This is a genomic window from Stenotrophomonas sp. NPDC077461 (assembly GCF_049545475.1).
Taxonomy (GTDB): Bacteria; Pseudomonadota; Gammaproteobacteria; order Xanthomonadales; family Xanthomonadaceae; genus Stenotrophomonas; species Stenotrophomonas nematodicola.
The window spans coordinates 79,248-105,607 of record NZ_JBMWDO010000008.1 but is presented as its reverse complement, the minus strand read 5'-3'; the positions used below and the strand labels follow the sequence as shown (position 1 = coordinate 105,607).

23 protein-coding genes and 1 riboswitch are annotated in these 26,360 nt (G+C 67.2%); of the genes, 8 read left to right on the top strand and 15 right to left on the bottom strand.

The window, feature by feature from the left end; genetic code table 11:
• Positions 1–184: 184 nt before the first annotated feature.
• The 3 genes from ACPEH8_RS14460 to ACPEH8_RS14450 all read right to left on the bottom strand — a co-directional run bounded on the left by ACPEH8_RS14460 (position 185) and on the right by ACPEH8_RS14450 (position 4,176).
• A complete protein-coding gene (locus tag ACPEH8_RS14460) occupies positions 185–694 on the bottom strand; it encodes a hotdog fold domain-containing protein (RefSeq protein ID WP_136003068.1) in 510 nt (169 codons plus the stop codon).
• An 87-nt stretch (positions 695–781) separates the two neighbouring features.
• On the bottom strand, positions 782–3,259 hold the full coding sequence (locus tag ACPEH8_RS14455) for an acyl-CoA dehydrogenase (protein WP_423667252.1): 2,478 nt from the start codon (positions 3,257–3,259) through the stop codon (positions 782–784).
• On the bottom strand, positions 3,256–4,176 hold the full coding sequence (locus tag ACPEH8_RS14450) for an alpha/beta fold hydrolase (protein WP_262071810.1): 921 nt from the start codon (positions 4,174–4,176) through the stop codon (positions 3,256–3,258). Before ACPEH8_RS14450 ends, ACPEH8_RS14455 begins: the two co-directional genes overlap by 4 nt.
• A 139-nt stretch (positions 4,177–4,315) precedes the next feature.
• Here ACPEH8_RS14450 and ACPEH8_RS14445 point away from each other — a divergent pair, with 139 nt between their 5' ends.
• A complete protein-coding gene (locus tag ACPEH8_RS14445) occupies positions 4,316–4,915 on the top strand; it encodes a TetR/AcrR family transcriptional regulator (RefSeq protein ID WP_017354611.1) in 600 nt (199 codons plus the stop codon).
• Positions 4,916–5,049: 134 nt separating this feature from the next.
• Here the strand turns inward: ACPEH8_RS14445 and ACPEH8_RS14440 are convergent, their stop codons facing one another.
• From ACPEH8_RS14440 to ACPEH8_RS14430, 3 genes are all read right to left on the bottom strand, one after another.
• Complete coding sequence (locus tag ACPEH8_RS14440) at positions 5,050–7,809, bottom strand: TonB-dependent receptor (RefSeq protein ID WP_017354612.1); 2,760 nt, start codon at positions 7,807–7,809, stop codon at positions 5,050–5,052.
• A 440-nt stretch (positions 7,810–8,249) separates the two neighbouring features.
• Positions 8,250–9,074, bottom strand: coding sequence for a hypothetical protein (locus tag ACPEH8_RS14435; protein WP_208020042.1), 825 nt, complete (start codon positions 9,072–9,074; stop codon positions 8,250–8,252).
• A gap of 152 nt (positions 9,075–9,226) precedes the next feature.
• A complete protein-coding gene (locus ACPEH8_RS14430) occupies positions 9,227–10,123 on the bottom strand; it encodes an Hsp33 family molecular chaperone HslO (protein WP_136003070.1) in 897 nt (298 codons plus the stop codon).
• A gap of 79 nt (positions 10,124–10,202) precedes the next feature.
• Here ACPEH8_RS14430 and mtgA point away from each other — a divergent pair, with 79 nt between their 5' ends.
• The 3 genes from mtgA to ACPEH8_RS14415 are packed head-to-tail and all read left to right on the top strand — an operon-like array spanning position 10,203 to position 12,404.
• Complete coding sequence (gene mtgA / locus ACPEH8_RS14425; protein WP_136003071.1) at positions 10,203–10,955, top strand: monofunctional biosynthetic peptidoglycan transglycosylase; 753 nt, start codon at positions 10,203–10,205, stop codon at positions 10,953–10,955.
• Between the two features lie 38 nt (positions 10,956–10,993).
• Entirely contained in the window at positions 10,994–12,013 is a 1,020-nt protein-coding gene (locus ACPEH8_RS14420) for a glycosyltransferase family 2 protein (protein ID WP_017354616.1), read from the top strand.
• Complete coding sequence (locus ACPEH8_RS14415) at positions 11,973–12,404, top strand: CBS domain-containing protein (RefSeq protein WP_017354617.1); 432 nt, start codon at positions 11,973–11,975, stop codon at positions 12,402–12,404. Before ACPEH8_RS14420 ends, ACPEH8_RS14415 begins: the two co-directional genes overlap by 41 nt.
• 56 nt (positions 12,405–12,460) lie before the next feature.
• Here the strand turns inward: ACPEH8_RS14415 and ACPEH8_RS14410 are convergent, their stop codons facing one another.
• The 4 genes from ACPEH8_RS14410 to ACPEH8_RS14395 form a co-directional block, all read right to left on the bottom strand.
• On the bottom strand, positions 12,461–14,440 hold the full coding sequence (locus tag ACPEH8_RS14410; protein ID WP_423667249.1) for an AsmA family protein: 1,980 nt from the start codon (positions 14,438–14,440) through the stop codon (positions 12,461–12,463).
• A gap of 190 nt (positions 14,441–14,630) precedes the next feature.
• The gene (gene trhA / locus ACPEH8_RS14405; RefSeq protein WP_051008554.1) at positions 14,631–15,263 is read right to left on the bottom strand and encodes a PAQR family membrane homeostasis protein TrhA; all 633 of its coding nucleotides are present in this window, start codon (positions 15,261–15,263) and stop codon (positions 14,631–14,633) included.
• Positions 15,264–15,357: 94 nt separating this feature from the next.
• Positions 15,358–16,962: a peptide chain release factor 3 gene (locus ACPEH8_RS14400; RefSeq protein ID WP_423667246.1), complete on the bottom strand. Its 1,605-nt coding sequence runs from the start codon at positions 16,960–16,962 to the stop codon at positions 15,358–15,360.
• Between the two features lie 75 nt (positions 16,963–17,037).
• Complete coding sequence (locus ACPEH8_RS14395; protein WP_153164651.1) at positions 17,038–17,913, bottom strand: M23 family metallopeptidase; 876 nt, start codon at positions 17,911–17,913, stop codon at positions 17,038–17,040.
• A gap of 145 nt (positions 17,914–18,058) precedes the next feature.
• A riboswitch (SAM riboswitch) is annotated at positions 18,059–18,178 on the top strand.
• Between the two features lie 78 nt (positions 18,179–18,256).
• Between ACPEH8_RS14395 and metX the strand changes: the two genes are divergently transcribed.
• From metX to ACPEH8_RS14380, 3 genes are read left to right on the top strand one after another with little or no spacing between them, the layout of a single operon-like run.
• Positions 18,257–19,288: a homoserine O-succinyltransferase MetX gene (gene metX / locus ACPEH8_RS14390; protein ID WP_423667243.1), complete on the top strand. Its 1,032-nt coding sequence runs from the start codon at positions 18,257–18,259 to the stop codon at positions 19,286–19,288.
• Positions 19,285–20,529 (top strand): O-succinylhomoserine (thiol)-lyase, encoded by a 1,245-nt coding sequence (locus ACPEH8_RS14385; RefSeq protein ID WP_423667240.1) that lies wholly within the window; start codon positions 19,285–19,287, stop codon positions 20,527–20,529. The genes metX and ACPEH8_RS14385 overlap by 4 nt, the downstream gene beginning before the upstream one ends.
• Positions 20,526–21,593, top strand: coding sequence for a homoserine dehydrogenase (locus tag ACPEH8_RS14380; protein WP_153164650.1), 1,068 nt, complete (start codon positions 20,526–20,528; stop codon positions 21,591–21,593). The genes ACPEH8_RS14385 and ACPEH8_RS14380 overlap by 4 nt, the downstream gene beginning before the upstream one ends.
• Before the next feature lie 43 nt (positions 21,594–21,636).
• Here ACPEH8_RS14380 and ACPEH8_RS14375 read toward each other — a convergent pair whose 3' ends face one another.
• A complete protein-coding gene (locus tag ACPEH8_RS14375) occupies positions 21,637–22,641 on the bottom strand; it encodes an alpha/beta fold hydrolase (RefSeq protein WP_136003077.1) in 1,005 nt (334 codons plus the stop codon).
• A gap of 99 nt (positions 22,642–22,740) precedes the next feature.
• Entirely contained in the window at positions 22,741–24,123 is a 1,383-nt protein-coding gene (locus ACPEH8_RS14370; protein WP_136003078.1) for an L-serine ammonia-lyase, read from the bottom strand.
• Positions 24,124–24,220: 97 nt separating this feature from the next.
• On the opposite strand from ACPEH8_RS14370, the gene ACPEH8_RS14365 reads away from it, so the two are divergent.
• Positions 24,221–24,439, top strand: a complete 219-nt coding sequence (locus ACPEH8_RS14365) for a glutaredoxin family protein (RefSeq protein ID WP_229296476.1) — start codon at positions 24,221–24,223, stop codon at positions 24,437–24,439.
• A gap of 85 nt (positions 24,440–24,524) precedes the next feature.
• On the opposite strand, the gene ACPEH8_RS14360 is transcribed toward ACPEH8_RS14365, so the two are convergent.
• The 3 genes from ACPEH8_RS14360 to ACPEH8_RS14350 are packed head-to-tail and all read right to left on the bottom strand — an operon-like array spanning position 24,525 to position 26,346.
• On the bottom strand, positions 24,525–25,091 hold the full coding sequence (locus ACPEH8_RS14360; protein WP_136003080.1) for a YceI family protein: 567 nt from the start codon (positions 25,089–25,091) through the stop codon (positions 24,525–24,527).
• Positions 25,092–25,093: 2 nt separating this feature from the next.
• A complete protein-coding gene (locus ACPEH8_RS14355; RefSeq protein ID WP_136003081.1) occupies positions 25,094–25,666 on the bottom strand; it encodes a cytochrome b in 573 nt (190 codons plus the stop codon).
• A complete protein-coding gene (locus tag ACPEH8_RS14350) occupies positions 25,663–26,346 on the bottom strand; it encodes a YceI family protein (RefSeq protein ID WP_166473337.1) in 684 nt (227 codons plus the stop codon). The genes ACPEH8_RS14355 and ACPEH8_RS14350 overlap by 4 nt, the downstream gene beginning before the upstream one ends.
• Between the last annotated feature and the right edge of the window lie 14 nt (positions 26,347–26,360).

Below are 26,360 nucleotides of genomic sequence, written 5' to 3'. Positions count from 1 at the left end.
CGGCACAGCCAGAGCCAAAGCCCGCATCTGGATTCTCCCCGGCTTGGCTGGCGGGTGTGTCCCGTACCCCCATTCCCGCCGGCCACGCCCGGGAGAATGCGGATGAGGGCTGTGGCTGTAGCTCTGGCTCTGGCTCTGGCTCTGGCGTTGAAAGGCACAGAGCGTGCCGACCAGCGGTCGGCACCTACCGATCGGTGAGGTGACCGGTGGTTGGAGCGTTCCGCGAACGGTCCTGCGGTGAGAGCCACATCTGGATGCGGGCGCTGAAGACCGGTGTGCCGGCGGTGTCGCGGATATGGACGTCGACGGGCAGGGTGTAGCCGCTGTCGGCCGCGATGATCGGCTGGGCGGGTGTGGCGACGGCGTGCTGGGTGCCCGTGGCCTTGGCGAGGTACTGCACCTCCATGCCCTTCGGAATCCAGCGCATGCCGCGTGGCAGCGAGGCGTCGACCATCAGCCCGGCGGTGAGTTCGGCCAGGTTGCACAGTGCGATGGCGTGGACCGTGCCGATGTGGTTGGTGACCCTGCGCCGGTGCGCGATGTGGCCCTCGCAGCGACCGGGTTCGAGCACGGTGATGCGCGGGGCGATGCTGGCGAAGTAGGGCGCCTTGAAACATACCGCGCGCGCGAACAGCCATTGGCCTGCGGGCCAGCGCTGCATGCGACGGTACAGGGTGAGCAGTGGAGCGGACATCGGGGTCTCCTGGAAAGCGGCCGGGCGCCGCTGCAATGAAAAACGGCGGACCGAAGTCCGCCGTTTCCGTTCACGTCGATGCAGGCATCACGCCGCTTCCGAGCGTGCGTCCTTGCGCTCGCGGTCGTAGTAGCTGGCCGCGCGCAGCTCGTGCGGATCGAAGTCGTCCACGGTGATGGTTTCCAGCGTCAGCGCGCGGAGTTCTTCCAGCAGGGTGCGCTCGTCCTGGGTGATGACGCCCTCGGCCACGGCTTCGTCCAGCTGGGTGGTGAAGTCCAGGGCTTCGATGCCCTTGGTCTTGACCGCCTTGATGAACTTGCGCTCGACCGGCTCGGCCATGATCGCCTTGGACAGGTAGCTGTTGATGCGGCCACCCGGGTTGTTGTCGCACGGCGTCAGGAACACGCCGTTGGCCAGGCGGTCGCGGGCTTCGTTGGGCGCCATGAGCAGCGCGGCGACGCGGTGACCCAGGCGGTCGCCCGGAGCCTCGGCGCGGCGGCCGAACGGGAAGATCAGCGCCCACATCAGCCAGCCGATCGGACGGATCGGGAAGTTGCGCAGCGCGGCCGACAGCGACTCCTCGATCTTGTGCACGCTGTCATGGAAGGCCCAGGCCAGCAGCGGCTGGTCGGTGGCCGGCGCACCTTCGTCGTGGTAACGCTTGAGCATGGCGCTGGTCATGTAGATGTGGCTCAGCACATCGCCCAGGCGACCGGACAACGACTCCTTGAACTTCAGCTTGCCGCCGAGGGTCATCATCGAGATGTCGGCCATCAGCGCCAGGTTGGCCGAGTAACGGTCCAGCTTGCGGAAGTAGCGACGGGTATAGGCATCGCCCGGGGCGGCACCGAACCGGGCGCCGGTCAGGCCGAACCAGAACGAGCGGACGGCGTTGGAGATGCCGAAGCGGATATGGCCGAACAGGCTGCGGTCGAATTCCTGCAGGCCGGCACGGGTGTCCGGATCCTGCGCGGCCTTCATTTCCTTCAGCACCCACGGGTGGCAGCGGATCGCACCCTGGCCGAAGCTCCGCAGGCTGCGGGTCATGCTGTTGGCGCCTTCGACCGTGATCTCGATCGGTGCGGCCTGCCAGCTGCGGCCGGCGAAGTTGCGCGGCCCCAGGATGATGCCCTTGCCGCCGATCACATCCATCATGTCCGAGATCACTTCACGGCTCATGGTGGTGCAGTGGTACTTGGCGATCGCCGACGGTACCGACGGCACGTCGCCGCGGTCCACGGCGGCGGCGGTGGCCTGGCACAGCGCGCTGATCGCGTAGGCCTTGCCGCCGATGCGTGCCAGGGCTTCTTCCACGCCTTCGAAGCGGCCGACCGACAGGCCGAACTGCTTGCGGATGCGTGCATATGCGCCGGTCACGACCGCGCCGGCCTTGGCACCGCCACTGGCGGTGGACGGCAGGGTGATCGAGCGGCCCACGGCCAGGCACTCATTGAGCATGTTCCAGCCCTTGCCGGCCATCTCGGCACCGCCGATCAGCTGGGTCAGCGGGATGAACACGCCCTTGCCGCGGATCGGGCCGTTCTGGAAGGTCGAGTTGAGCGGGAAGTGACGGCGGCCGATTTCGACACCGGCGGTGTCGCGCGGCAGCAGTGCCAGCGTGATGCCGATGTCGCGGGTGGTGCCGATCAGCCCATCCGGATCGTACATGCGGAAGGCCAGGCCGATCAGCGTGGCCACCGGGGCCAGGGTGATGTAGCGCTTGTCGAAGGTGAGCTTGACGCCGAGCACCTGCTCGCCGTTCCACTCGCCCTTGCAGACGATGCCGTAATCGGGAATGGAGGTGGCGTCCGAGCCGGCGAACGGGCCGGTCAGGCCGAAGCAGGGCACTTCACGGCCGTCGGCCAGGCGCGGCAGGTACTGGTCCTTCTGCGCCTGGGTGCCGTAATGGTTGAGCAGTTCGCCCGGGCCCAGCGAGTTGGGCACGCCGACGGTGGAACTCACCACGCTCGACACCGATGCCAGCTTCTGGATCACCTTGTGGTGCGCCAGCGCGCTGAAGCCCAGACCGCCGTATTCCTTTGGAATGATCATGCCGAAGAACTTGTTCTTCTTGATGAAGCTCCACAGTTCCGGCGGCAGGTCGGCGTAGACGTGGGTGATTTCCCAGTCGTTGACCATCCTGCACAGCTCTTCGACCGGGCCATCCAGGAAGGCCTGTTCTTCGGCGGTAAGCTGCGGCTTGGGGTAGTTCAGCAGGATGTTCCAGTCCGGGTCGCCGGTGAACAGCTGGCCTTCAAAACCGACCGAGCCGGTTTCCAGGGCGATGCGCTCGGTCTGCGACAGCGGCGGCAGCACCTTGCGGAACACCTTCATCATCGGCGCGGTCAGCAGCGGCTTGCGGATGAACGGCAGCAGCAACGGCACGGCGATCACCGCGACGATGGCGGCAGCCACGATCGTGGCGGTCTGGTTGACGTAGGGAATGAACCAGCAGGCGACCAGAAGCGCGACGCTGACGAGCGTCCAGGTGATCAGCCGCATGCGGTGGTAGGCGACGATGGCCCCCGCCAGCAGGAGGGCCAGGAAGGGAACGACAATGCTCATGAGCGTGCTCCGGTGACGTGCTCGGTAGTGGCGGACTGTGCCACGGCGGAGGCCGAGGGCAACACGTCCAGATAGTCCAACACAGTAGCGGTAAAGGCGCTGTTGTCATCGCCGGCGACCATATGGGTGGCCTCCGGCAACTGCACGTGGCGAGCGTGCGGCACCAGCGCGAGGAATTCGGCCACCGTCTGCGGGGTGACCAGGGTGCTGCGCCCGCCGCTGACCAGCAGCAACGGGCATTTCACCTGGCGCGCCGCCTCGGCGAGCGCGTCCTGGTGCTGTTCGCTGTCGCGCGCCAGTTCGGCGACCAGGCGCGGATCCCAATGCCAGCGCCAGCGGCCGTGGCCATCCTCGCGCAGCAGGGCGCGCAGCGCCTCCTCGGACTTGCGCGGGCGGTGCGGCATGTACGCCGAGATCACGTCCGCCGCCTGCGACAGCGAGGCGAAGCCGTCCGGATGCGCGGTCATGAACATCAGGATGCGTTCGACTCCGGCGGTATCCCAGCGCGGGGTGATGTCCACCAGCACCATCGCCGAGAACAAGCCGGGCCAGCGCGACTCGGCGAGCAGGCCGAACAGCCCGCCCATCGACGCGGCGACGAGGATCGGCGGCTGCGGCTGTTCACCGGCGAGCACGATCAGGTCGTCGGCGAACTGTTCGCCGTGATAGGCCAGGGCGGCGGGGTTCCAGTCGGAGTCGCCGTGGCCGCGGGCATCGTAGGCCAGGGTCTGGTAGCCGGCGCCGGCGAGGGTCTGCGCGGCGGCGGTCCAGGCATGCCGGGTCTGGCCGAAGCCGTGTGCGAACAGCACCGTGCCACGACGCCCGGGGGATGAGCGGGTGGCAGCCAGCACGGCATCGTGCGCGCCGGTCAGTCGCTCATCGTCAAAACGGGGCAGGGTAGAAGAAGGAGTGACCATACTCGCTAGTATGGACCGGTGCTGGTCGATGTCAATACTTGGGGGTATGGTGAGCGGATCCCTTGCCCTGACTGGGATAGGGCGGTTGCCGATGCAACCACGTACTGCAACCAACCCCAGCGTATGGTTAAATTACCTCATGAATGAACCCGAAGCTTCCGCCGGCGAGCCACGTGCCGGCCGCAACAGCCGCCTGAGTGCCGAAGACTGGGCCCAGGCCGCACTGGATCTGATTGCCGAGCAGGGCGTCGGCGCCGTTGCAGTCGAACCACTGGCCCGTCGGCTGGGGGTGACCAAGGGCAGTTTCTACTGGCACTTCCCGTCGCGCGATGCCCTGCTGCAGGCCGCGCTGGAGCGCTGGGAGCTGTTCGAGCAGGAGCAGGTGTTCGGCAGCCTGGCCGACGTGACCGACCCGCGTGTGCGCCTGCGCCAGCTGTTCCAGGTGGTGGCCCATGAAGTGCAGCCGCACATCATCTACAGCGAGCTGCTCAAGGCGCTGGATCACCCGATGGTGCGCCCGGTGATCGATCGCGTGTCGCATCGGCGCCTGGAGTACCTGGTCGCGTCGTTCCGGCAGGCCGGCCTCAGCCGCACCGATGCACAGCACCGCGCACGGCTGGCCTATGCCGCGTACGTCGGCTTCCTGCAGCTGTCGCTGCAGCTGCAGCAGCCCAAGCAGGCCCGCGAGGATTTCGAGGCCTACGTCGAGCACGTGATCGAGACGCTGATTCCGGGCTGATCGGCGCTGCGGGCGAGAACACCAGAAGGCCGCGGAAACGCGGCCTTTTTCATGCACGCACGGTCTCCGGCAGCGCAAACGACAACGGCCCCTTTCGGGGCCGTTGCTGCATCAGGTACCGATCAGTGGATCGATCAGAACTTCTGCTTGTACTGCATGTACATGTAGCGGCCCGGCAGGTCGTACTGCGGGTCGAACATGTTGTAGGCCACGACGTACGAGGTCGGCGGCTGCTTGTCCCACAGGTTGTTCACGCCCACGTTGATGGTGCCGTTCCACGGGGTGTTGTAGCGGAACTGGATGTCGTGGTACGTGGTGGCGCCGATGTAGTTGCCAGCCGCTCCGTCGGAGCAGTAGGCGAACGCAACGGGATCTTCATCCGGATCGAAGGGGCATTCTTCCTTCATGCCCGACTTGTAACGCAGGCCGTAGTTGACGCCGAAGTCCTTGAAGCTCCAGTCGACGTACAGGTTGCCACGGATGCGCCAGTACGGATCCTGGTTCAGGTAGTTGCCCTGACGGCCATCAGCCACTGCATCGGCGGTCGCCTTGGTCTCCCACTTGCTCAGGTAGGTCGCATCCAGGTTGATGCTGAACTGGCCGAAGCTGGTTTCCGGCAGACGGTAGGCGATGCCCAGGTCCCAGCCTTCCACGTTGTACGAGGCCAGGTTCAGCAGCGGCATGCGCACGTTGGTGATGGCGTAGTTCTGCACGGCGGTGCCGTAGGTCGGATCGCGGGTGATCAGCGGGCAGTAAACGGCCTGCTGCTGTGCCGAACCGGTGTAGCAGTAGTTCACGATGTCCTGGATGTCCGGACGGGTGATCGCGTTCTCAACTTCGATCTGCCACCAGTCCAGCGTCACGTTCAGGCCGGACACGAAGCTCGGGCTCCACACCAGGCCCAGCGTCTTGCTGGTCGAGGTTTCCGGCTGCAGGTTGTCGTTGGAGGTCCAGGTGAAGGCTTCCGGACCCTGACGACCACCGCTGCCGCCACCCGGCTGCACGAAGTTGCCCGGCACGCCTTCGTCGGCGCAACGCTGGGCGATCGCGCCGGAACGGCGGCCGCTGTGCAGGGAGCAGGGATCAACGAAGGTTTCGAACGAATCGGCATCGCCTGCGTACAGGTCGTTGATGCTCGGTGCGCGGAAGCCTTCGGAGTAGTTGCCGCGCAGCATCAGGTCGTCGATCGGCTTCCAGCGGAAGCCAAACTTGTTGTTGGTGGTGTTGCCGAAGTTGCTGAACTTCGAGTAGCGCGTTGCGGCGCTGAAGTCGAGCAGCTTGGCGCCCGGCAGGTCAGCCAGCACCGGGATCGACAGTTCCAGGTAGACCTCGTCCAGGTCGTAGCCACCCTTGGTCGGCTTGGCGCCGTTGCCGGTGCTGAGGCCCGAAGCGATGAACGCATCCGGATCGAACTGGCCGCTTTCCTTGCGGTATTCGTAACCGGCAGCGAAGGCCAGGTCACCGGCCGGCAGCGGCACGATGGTGCCGGAGATGTTGGCGTAGTAACCCTTCGAGACCAGGGCCGACGAGTCGTGCGCAGTGAAGGCGGTGTAGTTGATCGCGTCCTGCGAGATCGAGCCTTCCGGACCCAGCGGGTTGACCGGCACGCAGTCGGCGATCACGGCGCCGCCCGGTGCGGTGACGCAGACCGGCTTGCCGTCGCGCATTTCCGACGGGCCGTAGGCGTTCGCCAGATTGGCACGGTTGAACAGGCCGTAGGTCAGCACGTTCTCGTCGGTCTTGTCGTAGCGGTAACCGGCATCCCAGTCGAAGGTGCGGCCGGCGAATTCGAAGAAGCCTTCGAAGCCACCGTAGAAGTGCCAGTTCTTGACGTTCTGGTTGAACGAACGGCCGCCGGTTTCGTTGAAGCGGCGGGCAACGCTGGTCAGGTCAACGCCGTACGGGTTGTACATGCTGTTGGCGCTGAGGCGCTGGCCGGTCACCGGCATCGCCGCGAGCAGCTGCTCGGACTTGCGCTCGTTGTACAGCGCTTCGGTCTTGAAGGTGATGTTGTCGGTGAGGTTGTACGAGCCGGTCGCGAACAGCGAGGTGCGTTCCTGCGGGGTCAGCAGGTAGTTGTCCGGCGAGGTGTTGTAGCCGTGGATGTCCGAATCGAACAGGGTTTCCACGCCGTTGAGGATCACGTAGCGGTCGCCGTTGCGGATGTACGAGCCCGGCACGCCGGTGGTGCTCTGGCCGCTGAAGAACGGCGGGCCACCGGCGGAGATCGCACGGTCACCGGCCATGACCTTGCCTTCCTTGACGTAGGAAGCGCCCAGCATCAGCGATGCGCGGTCGGTGGTGGTGCCCAGGGTGAAGTCATAGGCGTCGCGCTCGCCGTCGCCCTGGCTGTACTGGCCCTTGTAGACGTTGGCTTCGGCACCATCGAAGTTGTTCTTCAGGATGATGTTGACCACGCCGGCGATGGCGTCCGAGCCGTAGATCGTCGAGGCGCCATCCTTCAGGATGTCGATACGCTCGACCATCGCGGTCGGGATGGTGTTCAGGTCGACGCTGCCGGTGATGCCGGTGGTCCAGCGACGGCCGTTGACCAGCACCAGGGTGCGCTCGCTGCCGAGGTTGCGCAGGCTGATGCCCGAGCTGCCGTCGCCGCCGTTGTTGTACGTACGGTTCAGGGCAGCGCCGCTGGCGGAGATGCGCTGCAGGATGTCGGCCACGGAGGTGACGCCCTGCTTTTCGATGTCGGCACGGCTCAGGCTCAGGACCGGCTGCGAGGTCTCGACGTCGGTGCTCTTGATGCGCGAACCGGTAACCGAGATGCGGTCCAGGTTGGTCGGGTTGGCGGCTTCCTGCGCCTGCGCGGTGGAAACAGCGGCGGACGCGATCAGCGCGACCACCACTGCATCACGCAGCGGGTTGGACTTAACGTTCATTTGCTCTCTCTCTCCAAGGGGAATCTTGGGTACTTCACTGGGGTGTCTGCCTGTGGCGAAGCGAAAGGGCGCTTCAAAGACCACGAGGCTGACTCGATAGTAACTGCGGATTCCAAAGAATTAAAGCATCGTTAACAAACGATGTGGACGGCGTGAAGTTTGAAAAGTTACATGTAAAACAATGGCTTGGTGAGACAGATCGCGATTCCGGCCTCAATCATTAAGGCTGTGTGATGAAAATTCGACGACAAATTTGTCACCGAATGTATCAAGGTTCCTATTCAGTTCAGACGCGCTATGGCATGAATGCGAACGTCTCCCATCGAGCCGCTATCGCCGGTCGGCAAGGGAGGCAGCCCAGCCCCCCTCGGGACGCGCAGGCACAAAAAAACGCGCCGGTGGGCGCGTTTTTTGTTGGGCGATGCCCGCTGTCGGGGGGATCAGAGATCCTGCTCGTAGCGTACGTACGGGACGGTGCCCTCTTCGGTGCTCTCGTTGCGCGGCGCGAAGGGGTTCTTGCCCCGGGTGATGACGTTTTCGGCGCCGACGGTCAGTTGACCGCTCCACGGCGTGCGCCAGGTCAGGCCGACGCCCAGCCCTTCCCATTTGCCGGGCTGGCCGGGGACATCGACCACCCGGCCGATGATGTTCCCGCTGAAATTGCCATAGCCTGCACCGATGGTCAGGCTCTTGCTGTCCCAGCGGTCCACCAGGGCCGGAGACATGTCGGACAACGGCACGAGGCGCGCTTTGGCATAGGTGCCGCCAATGGACACAAACCCCTCGCGGCCGATGTTCTTCTGGCCGAACACGGTCAGGTCGTTCTGTTCGGCGCGCATCGCCGGGGATTTGTTCGGCCCTGCCAACCATGCCGGCAAGGTGTCGCGGCCGCTGCCGGCGGTGATGCCGAGGCGGCCACCGGGACGGTTGAAGGCTGCCGTGCCAGTGACCCGGCGCGACAGGGAGGTGTCGTCATCGTCACCGAGGCTGGCAAGCATGCAGTGGCTGGCCAGGCCGCTGATGCTGGTGCCGCGGCTGCTGTTGCACAGCAGGCCCAGCGAATCGCCCGAGGACAACCCGAAGGCGGCGTCGAGCGAGCTGCGGCCGAAGTGCCAGCGGGCGCCGGCACTTTGCTCACCGGTGGGCTCCAGGTACAGCAGCGCCTCGACCTTGCCACTGCCCTTGTTCCAGATCGGCAGCACCGTGCTGTCCTGCTTGCCCTTGGACTGCGCATACGCGCCCGGGATCGCGGTCAGGGCGATCATCAGGGCAAGCGGTAGACGCAGAAGGGCACGCATGGGAACTCTCAGACAGCGGCAATGAGCACAAGTTCCCGCCGAGGCGGGACACCGATCCTAGGGTGTTTATGATTTCTTAACAAGTCTTGGTTCTCCCCAGAACAAAACTCGTGCGTCGATTACTGAAGACGTTCAGGTGCCGGCGACGTCGCCGTCGGCTCGCTGAACAGTATGTCCAATTCCGTCAACGGAAAGTGATATTCCCGTCCACAGAATTCGCATCGGATCTCCACCGCGCCCGTGGGTTCGGCCGCCGCCCGGGCTTCGGTCTCGCCCAGCGAGATCAGCATCCCCTGCACCCGCTCGCGCGAGCACGAACAGTCAAAGCGCAGGGGGCGCTGCGCCAGCAGTTCCGGTGCCTCTTCGTGGAACAGGCGATGCACCAGGTCTTCCGGGCCCACCTCCAGCAGCTCCTGTCTGCCCAGGGTCTCGAACAGCGCGCTGGCCCGCGACCAGCCGTCGTCGTCGCCCTGGTCGCCGGGCAGCTTCTGCAGCAGCAGGCCGGCGGCGCGGTCGCCATCGGCGGCCAGCAGCAGGCGCGTGGGCAGCTGTTCGGACTGGCGGAAATAGTCCTCGAAGGCTTCGTCCAGGCTGGGCGCGGTCAGACCGACCAGGCTCTGGTAGCGCTGCGGTTCGCGCGGGTCCAGGCCCGGGTTCTCGATGGTGATGGCCAGCAGGGCGTCATCGCCCAGGGCGGTCAGGTCGCGCGGGGCGTCGTCACCGCCGTCGGCCAGCTGCACGATGCCGCGCAGGGTGCCCGCCGCAGTGCATTCGGCGAACAGAGTGCGCATTGCGGTACTGCTGCGCAGCTGGATCGACAGGCGCCCGTCGACCTTGGTGTGGCCGGTGAACAGGGCCGAGGCGACGCTGGCCTGGCCGAGCAGTTCGGTGGCGTTGGCCGGATAGCTGGCCGGGGCGAGGATGTCCCGCCAGGACGCCTGGAGCTTGACGTGGACGCCACGCACGCCGGCATCGGGAAGCAGGAAACGGGTCAGGGTGTCGGTGGTGTGGGTCATCGGTTCGAAGGCTGCGCGAAAGGAGGGGCAGTTGCCGGATAATGCGCCGACAACCGTGCAAGCAGAGGATGCACCACTAATGGGGGCAGAGCGCAGCAACCACAAGGCCGACCCGGGCCTGGATCCACCGCGCGCGCGGCGTTGGCGCTGGAAACGCCTGCTCTGGCTGCCGGTCCTGTTCGTGGCCATCACGGTCCTGCAGGTGGTGCTGCTGCGCTTCCTGGACCCGCCGGTGTCCACGGTGATGATGTGGCGCTATGGCGAGGCGTTGAGCCAGCGTGACTGGGACTACCGCCTGCACTACCAGTGGCGCGACCTGGACCAGATGGCGCCGAGCCTGCCGATTTCCCTGGTGGCCGCCGAAGACCAGCGCTTCCCCGTTCACAACGGCTTCGACCTGCAGGCGATCGAGAAGGCGCGCGATCACAACGCCCGCGGCGGGCGGCTGCGGGGGGCAAGCACGATCAGCCAGCAGGTCGCCAAGAACCTGTTCCTGTGGCAGGGCCGCAGCTGGGTGCGCAAGGGCCTGGAGGTCTGGTACACGCTGCTGATCGAAGCGCTCTGGCCGAAATCGCGGATCCTGGAGATGTACGCCAACATCGCCGAGTTCGGCGACGGCATCTACGGTGCGCAGGCGGCGTCGCGGCAGTTCTGGAACAAGGACGCCGCCCGGTTGAGCCCGGCGGAGAGCGCGCGGCTGGCGGCGGTTCTGCCCGCCCCCCGGCGCTACAACGCGGCCCGCCCCGGCCCCTATGTGCAGCGACGCGCGGCCTGGATCCAGCGCCAGGCGCGCCAGTTGGGCGGGCAGGGCTATCTGGCCGAGGAACCGTGACGGTCCGTGCCGACGGGCGGCCCCGTACAATCGTCACCATGCCTGCCGATCGCCTCACCGTTGTCATTGCCGCGCACGACGAGGCGCAGGCGCTGCCGTTGCTGCACCCGCGCCTGTGCGCCGTGCTCGACACCCTGGACGGCATCGATGGGCGCATCCTGTATGTGGACGACGGCAGCCACGACGCGACCTGGGCGGTGATGGAAGCGCTGGCCGCGCAGGACCCCCGGGTCGGCGTGCTGCGGCTGTCGCGCAACTTCGGCAAGGAGGCGGCGCTGACCGCGGGACTGGACTTTGTCGACAGCGGCGCGGTGATGATCCTCGACGCCGATGGCCAGGACCCGCCGGAGTTGATCCCCGCGTTCGTGGCGCTGTGGCGGGAGGGGTACGACAACATCTATGGCACCCGGCTGGCACGTGATGGCGAAGGCTGGATCAAGCGCGCCACCGCCGCGGCGTTCTACCGGGTGATCGGACGGTTGTCGAAGACGCCGATACCGGCCGACACCGGTGACTTCCGGCTGCTGTCGCCGCGGGCGCTGCAGGCCCTGCGCCAGTTGCGCGAGCGCCACCGGTTCATGAAGGGGCTGTTCGGCTGGGTCGGTTTCCGTCGCAAGGCGGTGCCCTACCACCGCCATGCCCGGCTGGTGGGCGACAGCAAGTTCGGCCTGTGGCGGTTGTGGAACTTCGCGCTGGAAGGGATTACCGGCTTCTCCACCGCGCCGCTGCGGGTGACCACTTACCTGGGGCTGGCGGCGGCGAGCTTCGCCTTCCTGTTCGCGCTGGTGGTGGTGACCAAGGCGGCGCTGTACGGCGACCGGGTGGCCGGCTGGCCGACGATGATGGCGGTGATCCTGTTCCTGGGCGGCGTGCAGCTGATCGCGCTGGGGCTGATCGGCGAGTACCTGGGGCGGCTGTACGAGGAGTCCAAACAGCGGCCGCTGTATCTGGTTGACACCTGGCAGGCGCCGATCGTGGCAGACTCGGCAGCGCATCCCGTCGGTGGAGAGCAAGGCCATGACCACGGTTCGACAGCTGTTGGAAGGCAAGTCCCCTGAGGTTTTCGCGGTTGCCCCGGACACGGCGGTGATCGAAGCGATCCGGCTGATGGCCGAGAAGGGCATCGGTGCGGTATTGGTGATGGAGGGCCGGCGGCTGGTCGGCATCCTGTCCGAGCGCGATTACGCGCGCAAGATCGTACTCCACGAGCGCTCGTCCCACACCACCCCGGTCAGCGAGATCATGACCGCCAAGGTGGTCACTGTGGCGCCGTCCGAGCAGGTCGAACACTGTCTGCAACTGGTCACCGATTACCGCATCCGGCACCTGCCGGTGGTGGACGGGAGCGGCGTTCTCGGCGTGATCTCGATCGGCGACCTGGTCAAGTCGGTGATCGACGAGCAGGCGCAGAAGCTGGATCAGCTGCAGCAGTACATCGTCGCCGGCTGAGCGCCCCCGGTAGGGAAGGGAGGGTGCCGACCGCCGGTCGGTACTCCCCGCAGGCCTCACTTCGCGTAGTGCCCGCCGCAGTCGCTGTCCTTGCCCGGGCCGGTTTCGATCGTCGCCAGCAGGGCGGCGGGCGGGGTAATGCTGCCCAGGGTCAGGGCGATCGCGCCCCGCAGGCCCAGCGCCTTGAAATCGGGACGGAACGACGGGTCCTTGAAGGTACCGCCGATACGCAGCGGCGAGCGCAGCGCCAGGATGCTGATGTCCTTCGGACGCGGGCGCAGCAGCAGGTCCAGCTGCTCCTGTTTCAGGTCGACCGTGCCTTCGCCGACGATCAGGGTGTCGGTGGTATCCAGCGCCAGCGCACGCGAGCGCATCACGCCATTGCCCACGCTGAAGTCGCCGAACCCGCAGCGCAGGGGGATCTGTTTGTCTCCGGTGAACAGGAATTTCAAGGACTCGGCCACGTCCAGCCCGGCCAGCTCCATGATCAGGTTGCCGACATGGCCCCGCCCGATGGCCACGCCGACGTTGCCATCCGAACTGCCAAGCATTGCGGCCACCGAATTGCCGGTGCCGGCCAGGTCGACGTTGCCGCTGATGCCGCCGGAGGCCTGTTCGGCCAGCTTGGCATCGGGGAACAGGCGGCCGAGCTGGACCTTGCGGATGGTGGCCTGCAGGCGGGTGGCGATGGTGTCCCTCCGCGCATCCAGGCGGATGGTGCTGCGGATGTCGCCGCCGGCGACGCCGAAATTCAGCGGCTCCAGGCGGAGCAGGCCCGCATCCAGTTTGAGATGCGCATCCATGTCATCCAGGGGCAGCACCGGGGAGTTGATGCGCTGTGCCTTCCACCGCACGTCGGCGTCCATCGCGCGCAGCTTGGTCAGGTTGTACGGCGTGTCGGGCAGCACCTTGGCGCGCGCTGCCAGCGCGGCGGCTTCGGCTTTCTGTTCGGCGTTGGCCGACTCCCCTGCGCCGGTCTTCGGCGGCGCGCCGATGAAGCCGGCCAGATCGTCGAAGTCCAGTCGTCTGGACACCAGATCGGCTTTCAGGAACGGCCGCTCGCCGCCGACATCGATCTGCGCGGTACCGCCGAGGTCGCTGTCGCCGGCGGTGCCGGTGAAGTTCTCGTAGCGCCAGGTATCGTTGTTGCGCTTGAGCCGCCCCTTGAGCCGATACGGCGGTGTGGAGGGAATGGCCAGGCCGATCAGCGGATACAGGTCTTCCATGTCCTGTCCGCTGAGCATCAACTCCAGATCGAAGGTGCGCAGCGCGAACGGGTTGGTCAGCGTGCCGCTGGCGATGGCATGGGTGGCGCCGGCGCGGCCATCCAGGTGGATGCGGAACGGGTGGTCACTGTGGGTCAGTTCCAGCGGCGATTCGGTGTTGCCGTCCAGGGAGAAGGGATTGCCCTTCCAGCGCCCCTTGCCCTTGACCAGCAGGGGCGGTGCGCTGTCCTGGCGACGGGGTTTGCCGCTGTTGAGCGCGACCAGGACATCGGTTTTGCCGGCCGCATCAATGAACTGCAGACGCCCGTCGTCAACCAGCAGGCGCTGAAGTTGCGGCGGGTTGCCGGTGGACGGGCCGAGAAAATCCCAGTTGCCGGGCGTGTCCTTGCCGGGGCCGGTTTCCAGCAGCAGGTCGGGCCGGGTGAGGCGCACTTCGGGAATGCGCACCTCGCCGCGCAGAAGTGGCCAGACGCGGATGGCGATCTCGGCACGATCGGCGGTGGCCATCCGAGGGGTCTTCGCCCACGCTGCATTGGCGAAAGTGAGGCGGTCGCCGCGGATGACGGTAGTGCGGCCGAGGTCGACGTCGAGGTCGCCGTTGATGTGGAATGCACGGCCGGTCCTGGCCTGCACCGCCCGCTCGACCGGTCCCTTGAACCAGTTCCAGTCCCACAGCGCGATGAGGATCAGCAGCGCGGCGAACAGAAACAGCAGGATCGCCAACCAGCGCTGCCCGCGTTTGCCGGGACGGTGCCAGCGGCGCGCTGCAGGAGACGGAGCAGGGGAGTCGACAGTATCCACGCGTTCCATCCTTGCCTGTTCATCGTGCAGGCAACGCGAAGCATTGGTAAGGATGGTGTCAGGGCGTCGTGCAACGGCAACGGCGCTCACCTGATGTGTGGATGAGCGGCGTGGTGCGAGTGGGCTTACGGATTCACGGCGTGTCCCGTAAACCCACCCGCCCCGCCGACGTTGATCTTGACGGTGCCGTCGACGTGGATCAGAGAATCTGCGCAGTCACGGCCACAAAGTGGCAGACGCTGCCGCCGATGACGAACAGGTGCCAGATCGCGTGCGAATAGGGGATCGACTCGCGGTGGTAGAAGTAGGTGCCCAGCGTGTAGGACAGGCCGCCAGCGAGCAGCCAGCCCAGTGTCCAGGCGTCCAGCGACGCCCACATCGGCTTGATCGCCACCAGCACCATCCAGCCCATCGCGATGTAGATCAGCGTGGACAGCAGCTTGAAGCGACCGGTGTAGAACAGTTTGAACACCACGCCGAACAGCGCCAGCGCCCAGATCGCGGTGAACATGCCCCAGCCCCACGGGCCGCGCAGGCCGATGAGGGTGAACGGGGTGTAGGTGCCGGCGATCAGCAGGTAGATCGCGCAGTGGTCGAACACTTTCAGCCGGCCCTTGGCGATCGGGTGCTGAATGGCGTGGTAGAGCGTGGAGGCGGTGTACAGCAGCAGCAGGGCCACGCCGAACACGATCGCGCTGGCCAGTTGCCAGCCGTCACCATAGATGGCGGCCAGCGTGATCAGCACCGCGCTGGCGGCGAGTGCGGCGACCGCGCCGAGCCCGTGGGTCAGGGCGCTGGCGATTTCTTCACGTACGGAAACGACTGAGGTCATGGCGATGATCGGGTGCGCGGGGAGGGGGAGCCCGCTCCCCCCTATCATCGCCGCGATGGCGCGCGCTTGCACGCACGCCTGTTCAGCCGTTCGATCAGGCGACCGAGACGCTGTGCGCCGCTTCGCGCGTGGCGGCGAAGCGAACGTCCGGCGCGCGCTCCTGCGCCAGCTGCAGATTGACCCGGGTCGGGGCCAGGTATACCAGCTGGCCGGCGGCATCGATGCCCAGGTTGCTGGCGTTCTTCTCGCGGAATTCTTCCAGCTTCTTTTCGTCGCTGCAGGTGACCCACCGCGCGGTGGTCACGCTGACCGGCTCGAACGTGGCCTCCACACCGTACTCGTCCTTGAGACGATAGGCCGCCACATCGAACTGCAGCACGCCGACCGCCCCCAGGATCAGGTCGTTGCTCATCAGCGGACGGAAGAACTGGGTTGCGCCTTCTTCGGACAACTGCGCCAGACCCTTCTGCAACTGCTTGAGCTTCAGCGGGTCGCGCAGGCGCGCGCGGCGGAACAGCTCCGGCGCGAAGTTCGGAATGCCGGTGAAGCTCACCGCTTCGCCTTCGGTGAACGTATCGCCGATCGAAATGGTGCCGTGGTTGTGGATGCCGATCACATCGCCAGGCCAGGCCTCGGCGGCGATCTCGCGATCGCTGGCCATGAAGGTCAGCGCATTGGCCAGCTTCATTTCCTTGCCGCTGCGCACGTGGAAGGTCTTCATGCCGGCCACGAATCGGCCCGAACACACCCGCATGAAGGCCACGCGGTCGCGGTGCTGCGGGTCCATGTTGGCCTGGATCTTGAACACGAACCCGGTCAGCTTGTTTTCCTGCGGTGCGATCACCCGGCCGGTGGTCGCGCGCGGCTGCGGCGACGGGGCGTGCTCGACAAAGAAGTCCAGCAGTGGCTGCACGCCGAAATTGTTCACGCCCGAGCCGAAGAACACCGGAGTCTGCTTGCCGGCCAGGTAGGCCTCCACGTCGAACGGATGGCTGGCGCCCTGCACCAGCTCCAGTTCGTCGCGCAGGTCGGCCAGCATGCGTTCGCCGATCTTCTCGGCCAGGTCCGGCGAGTCGATCGACGGGAAGATGGTCGAATCCTGGCGGGTGAAGTTGCGGCCCTGCTCGTAGAGGTGCACTTCGCCGCTGATCAGGTGGACCACGCCCTTGAGGCGCTGGCCCATGCCGATCGGCCAGGTGACCGGCGCGCACTGGATGCCCAGCACGCTTTCCACTTCATCCAGCAGGTCGATCGGCTCCTTGCCTTCGCGGTCGAGCTTGTTGATGAAGGTCATGATCGGCGTGTCGCGCAGGCGGCACACTTCCATCAACTTGATGGTGCGCTCTTCCACGCCCTTGGCCACGTCGATGACCATCAACGCCGAGTCCACCGCGGTCAGCACGCGGTAGGTGTCCTCGCCGAAGTCGGCGTGGCCGGGGGTGTCGAGCAGGTTGACGATCTTGCCTTCGTAGGGGAACTGCATCACCGACGAGGTGACCGAGATGCCGCGCTCCTTTTCCAGCGCCATCCAGTCCGACGTGGCATGGCGCGCGGCCTTGCGCCCCTTGACCGAGCCGGCCATCTGGATCGCACCGCCGAACAGCAGGAGCTTTTCGGTCAGCGTGGTCTTGCCGGCGTCAGGATGGGAAATGATGGCGAAGGTGCGGCGGCGCGCAGCTTCGGTAGCGACTTCGGACATGGCGTGACGCGCCCGCCCGGGGCGCTTTTCAAAGAGATAAGCCGCCGATTATACCGGGCCGCCGGGGTTGGCGGGTCAGGGCGCGGCCCCGTCGCCGCCCGGGGCCACCTCACGGGCGAACTGCAGCTCGCCCTGGGGCGCCACGATGCGCACCGGAATCGAACGCAGCTGCATGCCGGTATTGGCCTGGACCACGAAGTGCAGGTGCGGGGCCGTGCTGTAGCCGGTGTTGCCCGATACGCCGATGCGCTGGCCGGCCTCCACCCGCTGGCCGCTTCGGACCAGCACCCCATTGGCCTGCAGGTGGGCATAGACCGCCATGCTGCCGTCTTCATGCAGCACCCGGATGAAGTTGGCGCGGTCCCGGTCGCGCGCCGGGTCCTGGCCGTTGTCGTGGAAATTGCCCTGCACCTGCATCACCTTGCCGGCACGTGCGGCCAGCACCGGCGTGCCCTCGGGAAGGGCGAAATCGACCGCATCGCGGTTCTCCGCGTCGGTGTGGCTGAAACGCCCCTGGGGCGCCTGGGTCACCTGGAAGCGCTTGGCATCGAACGGCAGCTGGTAGGCCACGTCCATCGGCCGGGCCGCCGGATCGCCCGGTACCGCATCCAGCAGCAGGTTCAGCCGCTGGGTGTCCGGCGGCAACTGCAGACGCGTCACCACCACGCTGGCCGAGCCGGGCAGGACGGTCTGCATCGGCAGCCCGGGCAGCGCCACGGCGCCCGCATCCTGGCGCAGCGCCACCTGCACCGGGCCGGCGAGGTGGTTGTCGACCCGGGCCTGCCAGCGGCTGGCGCCGCCTTCCAGCTTCACCGAGGCCAGCGCGCCGGCGCTTGCGCCCTGCGGCACCCCGGTGGGCTGGACCATGCCCCAGCCCGAGCGCCAGTCCGGCGGCGCGGCCCCGGCCAGCAGGGGGCATGGCAGCAACAGCAGCAGCACGATCCGTCGCATGGTGTCGATCCTATTGAGGTGCGCGGACTCTACGCAATGTGGTCCGTTCAGGAAAGACGGGGCCCAATGCCCTGATGAGAAAAAACTATATCGCTTCATCCCGATGAAGGGATTGACATGCGCTGTGGGGGCTGGCATCGTGGCTCCACCATCGAGACCGGCAGAGGGACAGGCCCTTTGAAGCCGGGGCAGCCCGCAGGCGCGCAAGCGACCTGCGTAGGTGCCAAATCCTGCGGGGACCGTGGCGTCCACCGAAAGATGGTTCGACCCATGCACTGTGCGTGCATCTCGAACGCGAGCTCCGCGAAAGCTCGATGGCCGATTTCCTTCCTGGGATACCGCCATGCGTTTCGCCACCGCTTCAGCGCTCGCCACCGACACCTTCGCCCCTGTCAGCGTGCCCGTCATCGACGGCCGCAACGCCGTGCGCGGCGATATCGCCGCGGTGCTGTCGATGCGCCACGGGGGCGTGCGCCCGGTGCGTCTGCGCTACGAACTGGTCGGACGCGAGGATGCGCCGGTGGTGGTGCTGGCCGGTGGCATCTCGGCCCATCGCCACGTGGCTGCCAATGCCGAGTTCCCCGAGAAGGGCTGGGCCGACGGCCTGGTGGCGGCGGGCCGCACCCTGGACCCGGCCACGCTGCGCATCCTGGCGTTCGACTTCATCGGTGCCGACGGCGCGCTGGACCTGCCGATCGACACCGCCGACCAGGCCGATGCGCTGGCGCTGCTGCTCGACCAGCTCGGCATCGCGCAGCTGCAGTGTTTCGTCGGCTATTCCTACGGCGCCCTGGTCGGACAGCAGTTCGCGGTGCGGCACCGGCAGCGACTGCAGCGGCTGGTCGCGGTGAGCGGCGCGCATCGCCCGCACCCGTACGCCGCGGCGTGGCGCGCGCTGCAGCGCCGTGCGGTCGCCCTGGGGCAGCTGCAGTGCGCTGAAAGCCACGGTCTGTCGCTGGCCCGGCAGTTCGCCATGCTCAGCTACCGCACGCCGGAAGAATTCGGCGAGCGCTTCGATGCCGCACCGGAGGTGGTCAATGGCCGCGTGCGCGTGGCCGCCGAGGACTACCTGGATGCGGCCGGCGCACAGTACGTGGCGCGCACGCCGGTAAACGCCTACCTGCGCCTGTCCGAATCGATCGACCTGCACCGCGTCGACCCCACCGCCCTCCAGGTACCGACCGTGGTCGTCGCCGTCGAAGGGGACCGGCTGGTGCCACTGGCCGACTGCGTCGGCCTGGTCGAAGGGCTGGGCCCGCGCGGCAGCCTGCGCGTGCTGCGCTCGCCCTACGGCCACGACGCCTTCCTCAAAGAAACCGATCGCATCGACGCGATCCTCACCAACGCCATCCGTTCCCCGGGAGAAACCGCATGAGTCTGTCCGCTGGTACCGAACCGTCCTGTAGCCGCGTCACCGCTGCGGTACGCGCCGGCATTGACCGTGATACCGCCCACGGCGCGGTGACCCCGCCGATCGTGTTGTCCTCCAATTTCAGCTTCGACGGTTTCGGCAACAAGCGTCAGTACGATTACACGCGCAGCGGCAATCCGACCCGCGACCTGCTGGGTGAGGCACTGGCCGAACTCGAAGGCGGCGCAGGGGGCGTGATCACCTCCACCGGCATGGGAGCGATCAACCTGGTGCTCAACGCGCTGCTGCAGCCGGGCGATACGCTGGTGGTGCCGCATGATGCGTACGGCGGCAGCTGGCGGCTGTTCAACGCCCTGGCGAAGAAGGGCCATTTCGGGCTGATCACCGCCGACCTCACGGATCCGCGCTCGCTGGCCGATGCGCTGGCGCAGTCGCCGACGCTGGTGCTGATCGAAACCCCGTCCAACCCGCTGCTGCGCATCACCGACCTGCGCTTCGTCATCGACGCCGCGCACAGGGCCGGCGCCAAGGTGGTGGTGGACAACACCTTTCTGTCGCCGGCGCTGCAGCAGCCGATCGCATTCGGCGCCGATCTGGTGCTGCACTCGACCACCAAGTACATCAATGGGCACAGCGACGTGGTGGGGGGGGCGGTGATTGCGCGCGATCCGGCGGTGCATGAGCAACTGGTGTGGTGGGCCAATGCGCTCGGGCTGACCGGCTCGCCGTTCGATGCCTTCCTGACCCTTCGCGGGCTGCGTACGCTCGGCGCGCGCCTGCGCGCGCACCAGGAGAACACCGCCGCAGTGGTCGATCTGCTGGCCGCCAGCGATGCGGTTGCCCAGGTGTACTACCCCGGGCTGGCGGACCATCCGGGGCACGCGATCGCCGCGCGCCAGCAGAGCGGTTTCGGCGCGATGCTGTCCTTCGAGCTGGCGTCCTGCGCCGGCGATGATCCACACGCGGCCGTGCGCGCCTTCGTCGACGGCCTGCGCTTTTTCACCCTGGCCGAATCGCTGGGCGGGGTCGAGAGCCTGGTCGCGCATCCGGCCACCATGACCCACGCCGCGATGACGCCGGAGGCGCGTGCGCATGCAGGGATCAGTGAAGGGCTGCTGCGCCTGTCGGTGGGCATCGAATCGCCCGAGGACCTCGTGGCCGACCTGCAGGCCGGGCTGGAACGCGCGCAGGCGGTGATCAACCTGCAGGCCCGGACGGCACACCGCAAACAGGTGGATGCATGAGCGCGGTCCTGACGTTGGCCCCGGCCACGGCGCGACGTCTGGCGCTGCTCGGCACCGGCACCGTCGGCACTGCGTTCGTGCAGCGCTACCAGTCGTTGCTGGCACGCGGCGTGGCACTGCCGCAGTTCTCCTGGCTGGCCAATTCGCGGACGGCGCGCGCCTGTGGGCACGCGCCGGAGCAGGAGCTGCAGCTGGCCAACCTGGCTGCCCGTACCGCGCCGGCGTTGCAGCCCTGGGCGGACACCGACGGCCTGCAGCGCGGCGATGTGGTGGTGGATGCCACCGCCAGCGACGAGGTGGCCAACCGGCATGAGCAATGGCTGGCTCGCGGCGTGCATGTGGTAACCGCCAACAAGCTCGGCCAGGGCGCGCAGCTCGCGCGGGCGCAGGCCATCGCCGACAGCCGCCAGGGCAGCGACGCGCAGTACGGCGACAGCGCCACGGTAGGCGCGGGCCTGCCGCTGCTGAGCAGCCTGCGCGCGCTGGTGGCCGGGGGGGACCGCATCCACCGCGTGGAAGGCGTGCTGTCCGGATCGCTGGCCTGGCTGTTCCATCACTACGATGGCCAACGCGCGTTCTCCGATTGGGTGCGCGAGGCCGCCCGCGCCGGGTACACCGAGCCGGACCCGCGCGTGGACCTGTCCGGTGAGGACGTACGCCGCAAGCTGCTGATCCTGGCCCGGGCCAGTGGCATCGCGCTGTGCGCCGGGCAGGTGCGGGTGGCCTCGCTGGTGCCGGACGCGCTGGCCGCGTTGCCGGCCGACGCGGCGCTGGGCGCGTTGTCGCAGCTTGATGCGCCGCTGCTGCAGTACTGGCACCAGGCACAGACACAGGGTGGCTGCCTGCGCTTCGTCGGCGGCTTCGACCACGACGGCGCGTCGGTGGGGCTGCGCATCCTGCCGCTCGACCACCCGTTGGCGGGCGGGGCGCAGACCGACAACCGGGTGGCGATCCACAGCGACCGTTATCAGCAGCAGCCGCTGCTGATCCAGGGTCCGGGTGCGGGCGCCGGCGTCACCGCGGCGGCGCTGCTCGACGACGTGCTGGCGATCGTACGGCGCTGATCATTGCCACCCCAGGCGTGGCCAGCCGACCAACGGCCGGCCCCTACCTGCCTGGGTGTTGCAGGGCGTTCAACAGGGCGGCGTTGAACCGTTCCGGGTCCTGCACCTGTGGCGAATGGCCGAGGTCGTCGAACGTCACCAGCGTCGCGCCGGGGATCGCAGCGGCGGCGGCCCTGCCCAGCGTCGGGTAGTCGCCCAGCGTGGCCTTCAACGCCGGCGGTGCGAGGTCCCGGCCGATGGCGGTGCGGTCGGTCTGGCCGATGAACAGCGTGGTGGGCACGGCGATGCGCGGCAGCTCGTATACCACCGGCTGATTGAACACCATGTCCGAGGTGAGTGCCTGGCTCCAGGCCACCGCTTCCTTCCCCGCACCGTCATACATGCGCGATTGCATGCGCACCCACTGTTCGTACTGCGGTTTCCACTGGCCGTTGTAGTACACCTCCCGCTGGTACGCCCTGATGCTGTCGGCGCTGGTCTTGAGTTCGTTGGCATACCACGCATCCACACTGCGCCACGGCACGCCTTTGGCCTTCCAGTCTTCCAACCCGATTGGATTGACCAGCGCGAGGTGGCGCAACTGCTGCGGATACATCAGGGCATAGCGCGCGGCGAGCATGCCGCCCATCGAATGGCCCACCAGGTCCACCTTGGCCGCGTCGAGGCCGAGGTGGGCCAGCAGCGCGTGGGTGTTGGCGGCGAGCTGTCCGAACGAATACTGGTAGCGCTCGGGCTTGCTGGATTTGCAGAAGCCGATCTGGTCCGGTGCGATCACCCGGTAGCCGGCGGCGGTGAGCGCGGCGATGCTGTCTTTCCAGGTTGCCGCGCAGAAGTTCTTGCCGTGCAGCAGCACCACCGTACCGGCGAACGCGGTTCCTGCCGGCGGAACATCCAGATACGCCATCTCCAGCGGCTGCCGTTGCGATCCGAGCGGGAAGATCTTCACCGGATACGGGTAGTCGAAGCCTTCCAGTCGCGGGCCATAGGTCTCGGCGGCGAAGGTGGTCAGCGGGAGGCAGGCGAGCAGGGCGGCGGCCAGGATGCGCATGGCGGTCTCCGGAAGGGGAACCCGGACTTTACCGGAGGTGCCGCGCACGTGCCGCGACACCATGACCGGTGCAGCCGACCGTGGGTCGGCGGCCGCGGATCAGCACTCGATGACGTTGACCGCCAGGCCGCCGCGGCTGGTTTCCTTGTACTTGTCCTGCATGTCGCGGCCGGTGTCGCGCATGGTCTTGATGACCTTGTCCAGCGATACCTTGTGCTTGCCGTCGCCACGCATGGCCATGCGGCTGGCGTTGATCGCCTTGACCGCGCCCATCGCGTTGCGCTCGATGCAGGGGATCTGCACCAGGCCACCGATCGGGTCGCAAGTCAGGCCGAGGTTGTGCTCCATGCCGATCTCGGCGGCATTCTCGATCTGGCTGGGGTTGCCGCCGAGTGCGGCAACCAGGCCGCCGGCGGCCATCGAGCAGGCCACGCCCACCTCGCCCTGGCAACCGACTTCGGCGCCGGAGATCGAGGCGTTTTCCTTGTACAGGATGCCGATCGCGGCGGAGGTCAGCAGGAAGTCGAACACGCGCTGTTCATTGGCGCCGGGGCAGAAGCGATCAAAGTAGTGCAGCACGGCCGGGAGCACGCCGGCAGCGCCGTTGGTCGGGGCGGTGACCACACGGCCGCCGGCTGCGTTTTCCTCGTTGACCGCCAGCGCGTACAGGTTCACCCAGTCCAGCGTGGTCAGCGGATCGCGCATGGCCGCTTCAGGCTTGGACGACAGTTCGCGATACAGCGCCGGAGCACGGCGTGAGACATGCAGGCCACCGGGCAGGGTGCCTTCCTGGCGGATGCCGCGTGCCACGCAGCTCTGCATGGCATTCCAGATTTCGCGCAGCTGATCGCGGATCTCGTCCTCGGTACGCCAGCACTTCTCGTTCTCGAACATCATCTGGGCGATGCTCAGGCCGCTGCGCGCGGTCTGCGCCAGCAGCTCGTCGCCGCTCTTGAACGGATACGGCAGCGGCGTTTCATCGGGCACGATGCGATCGTCGGCGGCGTCGTCCTGGTTGACCACGAAGCCGCCGCCCACCGAGTAGTAGTCGCGGGTGGCGATGACCTGTTCCTGGGCGTCGTACGCGGTGAAGCGCATGCCGTTGGTGTGATAGGGCAGCTTCTGGCGCTTGTTCAGGCCGAGGTCGCGCTTTTCGTCGAACACGATCTCATGCTGGCCCATCAGCTTCAGGCGCTTGGTGGTGCGGATGCGCTCCAGCGTTTCCGGAATGATGTCCGGATCGATCAGGTTCGGGCGCTGGCCTTCCAGCCCGAGCAGCACCGCTTTGTCGGTGCCGTGGCCGCGACCGGTGAGGGCCAGCGAGCCGTAGACGTCGGCCCGGATGCGCACCACGTCCTGCAGATGCCCCGGGTCGAGCAGCCAACGGTGCACGAAACGCTCGGCAGCCTTCATCGGTCCTACGGTATGCGAGGAACTCGGGCCAATGCCGATCTTGAACACATCGAACGTGCTGACTGCCATGATTGCCAAACTGCGGGTATCGGATGGAGCGCCATTCTATGCTGTCGCGGGCGCCAGCCATGATTGCGGCGCAACATTTGCCAAGGCGGGTGGGCCGGTGTTTACCTTGTACCAGCGTGATGACTGCCACTTGTGCGACCAGGCCCTGGCGGTGCTGGCGCAGGCCCGGGTGGGCGATCTGGACAGTGTGTTCATCGACGACGATGCGGCGCTGGAGGCCCGTTACGGGCTGCGCGTGCCGGTGCTGCGCGATGCGCAGGGCCGCGAGCTGGACTGGCCGTTCGATGTGGCGGCGCTGCGGGCCTGGATGGGCTGACGCCTGCAGGGCGCCGGCCGGTGGCCGGCGCCCTGCAGGCGATCGCTGGGGCGGGGGCCGGCACCGGCCGGCGCGGTCGCCCGCGTTACTTTGCTTTCAGGACGACCTTGGTGCTGATCGCGGTTTCGTTGGGGATGGTCTTGGTGTCGGCCCAGTCGCCGCCGCCCACGCCGAAGTCCAGGCGCTTGACCGTGGCCTTGCCGGTGAGTACCGGCTGGGCGCCCGGGGTCCAGGTGAAGGTCAGCGTGACCGGCTTGCTGACGCCGCGCAGTTCCAGCGTGCCGTCGGCGGCGAACTGGTTGTTGCCCAGTGCGCGGAACCTGCTGGCGCTGTACTTGGCCTGGGCGAACTTGCCGACGTTGAAGAAGTCGGCGCCCTGCAGCGTGGAGTCGCGGTCGCTGTTGCCGCTCTTGGCGCCGGCCAGCGGAATGGTCACTTCCAGGTGCGAGCCGTCCAGCTTGGCCGGATCGAAGCTGAGCCTGGTGTCGAAGCCCGGGAAGCTGCCGGTGAAGACTTCGCCGTCGTATTTGGTGGCAAACACCAGGACCGAACCAGGCGCCTGCACGTACTCGGCGGCAAGGGCCGGGGCGGCGGCCATCAGGCCGGCCAGGGCGGCGGCGACCGCTGCGGGGGTGGTGAGCTTGATGTTCATTCTCAATCCTTCTGGGGGGAGGCGAGCCACCGCTGCGGCATCATGCGCGCAAGGGTGGCATCGCGTTGGTAAAGATGGTGGTAAAGCGCGGCGCCGGCATGGGCCAACACCACGGCGATCAGCAGCCAGAAGCCCCACTCGTGGATGGCATGGGAGATCTGGGTGACCTGCGCGTCCGGCGCGCTGAGCTTGGGCACGTTGACCAGGCCGAACCAGCGGAACGGGCGCAGTCCACTGGCCGAGTCGTACAGCCAGCCCGACAGCGGGATGGCGAACATCAGCACATACAGCAGCCAATGGGTGGTCGAGGCGATGCGCTCCTGCCAGGTCGGTGTGCCGGGCACCGGCCCCGGCGCGCCGGCATACAGTCGCCAGCCCAGGCGGACCACCACCAGTGCCAGCACGGTAATGCCGATCGACTTGTGCATCGTGTAGATCCAGAAGTACTTCGGCGTCTTCGGGAACTCGCCCATCGTCAGGCCGACGATGCCCAGGGCGAGGATCAGCACGGCGATCAACCAGTGCAGGGTCATGCTGACGCCGCCCCAGCGGGCAGCGGTGTTCTTGGCGGTCATGGCGTGGTCTCCTGGACCGGCTGAGGGGATGGGGAATCGGAGTGCGGTGTGGTCGGCGGAGTTCCCGCATCCTCGACGGACGGTGTGTCCTGCGGATCGGCGGCAGTGCGGTCGCGCACCGCCTCGGCCTCGATGCGCAGCTGCACCTCATCGCCGATCATCGACGGCCAGCCATCCACGCCGAATGCGCTGCGGCTGAGCGTGGCGGTGGCCGAGAAACCGGCGGTGCGCCGGAACGGCGGCAGCGGGTGGCGCTTGAGTGCGTTGAGCGTGACCGCCAGCGTGACTTCGCGGCTGACCCCGTGCAGGGTCAGCTGGCCGATGACGTTGGCGTGAGTGGCGTCGATCGGCTCGACCCGCGTGGACACGAAGCGGGCCTCGGGAAAGCGCTCGGCATCGAGCAGGCTGCGCGCCAGCGTGGCCTTGTTCCATTTGTCGTCGCCCAGGTCCAGGCGCTGCAGCGGCACGCTGACGTTGAGCGTTGCCCCGGCCCAGTCCTGCGGATCGAACACGAGTACGCCCTCGCTGCCGGAGATGGTGCCCAGCGCATGCGAGAAGCCGGCGTGTTCGATCGCAAACAGCACCCGTGTGTGGACCGGGTCCAGGCGGTAGCTGTCGGCGGCAAGCGCCAGGCCGGGGGCGGAGAACAGCAGCAGGGCAAGGGTCAGGCGCAGGGACATGGCCGGGCTCCATC

Excerpts from the sequence above, each read along its gene's own strand:
- ACPEH8_RS14455 (WP_423667252.1), bottom strand. The coding sequence starts at position 3,259 with ATGAGCATTGTCGTTCCCTTCCTGGCCCTCCTGCTGGCGGGGGCCATC.
- ACPEH8_RS14385 (WP_423667240.1), top strand. The coding sequence starts at position 19,285 with ATGAGTCTGTCCGCTGGTACCGAACCGTCCTGTAGCCGCGTCACCGCT.
- ACPEH8_RS14395 (WP_153164651.1), bottom strand. The coding sequence starts at position 17,913 with ATGCGACGGATCGTGCTGCTGCTGTTGCTGCCATGCCCCCTGCTGGCC.
- ACPEH8_RS14440 (WP_017354612.1), bottom strand. The coding sequence starts at position 7,809 with ATGAACGTTAAGTCCAACCCGCTGCGTGATGCAGTGGTGGTCGCGCTG.
- ACPEH8_RS14355 (WP_136003081.1), bottom strand. The coding sequence starts at position 25,666 with ATGACCGCCAAGAACACCGCTGCCCGCTGGGGCGGCGTCAGCATGACC.
- ACPEH8_RS14380 (WP_153164650.1), top strand. The coding sequence starts at position 20,526 with ATGAGCGCGGTCCTGACGTTGGCCCCGGCCACGGCGCGACGTCTGGCG.
- ACPEH8_RS14360 (WP_136003080.1), bottom strand. The coding sequence starts at position 25,091 with ATGAACATCAAGCTCACCACCCCCGCAGCGGTCGCCGCCGCCCTGGCC.
- ACPEH8_RS14445 (WP_017354611.1), top strand. The coding sequence starts at position 4,316 with ATGAATGAACCCGAAGCTTCCGCCGGCGAGCCACGTGCCGGCCGCAAC.
- ACPEH8_RS14400 (WP_423667246.1), bottom strand. The coding sequence starts at position 16,962 with ATGTCCGAAGTCGCTACCGAAGCTGCGCGCCGCCGCACCTTCGCCATC.
- ACPEH8_RS14450 (WP_262071810.1), bottom strand. The coding sequence starts at position 4,176 with ATGGTCACTCCTTCTTCTACCCTGCCCCGTTTTGACGATGAGCGACTG.
- ACPEH8_RS14370 (WP_136003078.1), bottom strand. The coding sequence starts at position 24,123 with ATGGCAGTCAGCACGTTCGATGTGTTCAAGATCGGCATTGGCCCGAGT.
- ACPEH8_RS14410 (WP_423667249.1), bottom strand. The coding sequence starts at position 14,440 with ATGGAACGCGTGGATACTGTCGACTCCCCTGCTCCGTCTCCTGCAGCG.
- ACPEH8_RS14415 (WP_017354617.1), top strand. The coding sequence starts at position 11,973 with ATGACCACGGTTCGACAGCTGTTGGAAGGCAAGTCCCCTGAGGTTTTC.
- ACPEH8_RS14435 (WP_208020042.1), bottom strand. The coding sequence starts at position 9,074 with ATGATCGCCCTGACCGCGATCCCGGGCGCGTATGCGCAGTCCAAGGGC.
- ACPEH8_RS14430 (WP_136003070.1), bottom strand. The coding sequence starts at position 10,123 with ATGACCCACACCACCGACACCCTGACCCGTTTCCTGCTTCCCGATGCC.
- metX (WP_423667243.1), top strand. The coding sequence starts at position 18,257 with ATGCGTTTCGCCACCGCTTCAGCGCTCGCCACCGACACCTTCGCCCCT.
- ACPEH8_RS14460 (WP_136003068.1), bottom strand. The coding sequence starts at position 694 with ATGTCCGCTCCACTGCTCACCCTGTACCGTCGCATGCAGCGCTGGCCC.
- trhA (WP_051008554.1), bottom strand. The coding sequence starts at position 15,263 with ATGACCTCAGTCGTTTCCGTACGTGAAGAAATCGCCAGCGCCCTGACC.
- ACPEH8_RS14375 (WP_136003077.1), bottom strand. The coding sequence starts at position 22,641 with ATGCGCATCCTGGCCGCCGCCCTGCTCGCCTGCCTCCCGCTGACCACC.
- ACPEH8_RS14420 (WP_017354616.1), top strand. The coding sequence starts at position 10,994 with ATGCCTGCCGATCGCCTCACCGTTGTCATTGCCGCGCACGACGAGGCG.
- ACPEH8_RS14350 (WP_166473337.1), bottom strand. The coding sequence starts at position 26,346 with ATGTCCCTGCGCCTGACCCTTGCCCTGCTGCTGTTCTCCGCCCCCGGC.
- mtgA (WP_136003071.1), top strand. The coding sequence starts at position 10,203 with ATGGGGGCAGAGCGCAGCAACCACAAGGCCGACCCGGGCCTGGATCCA.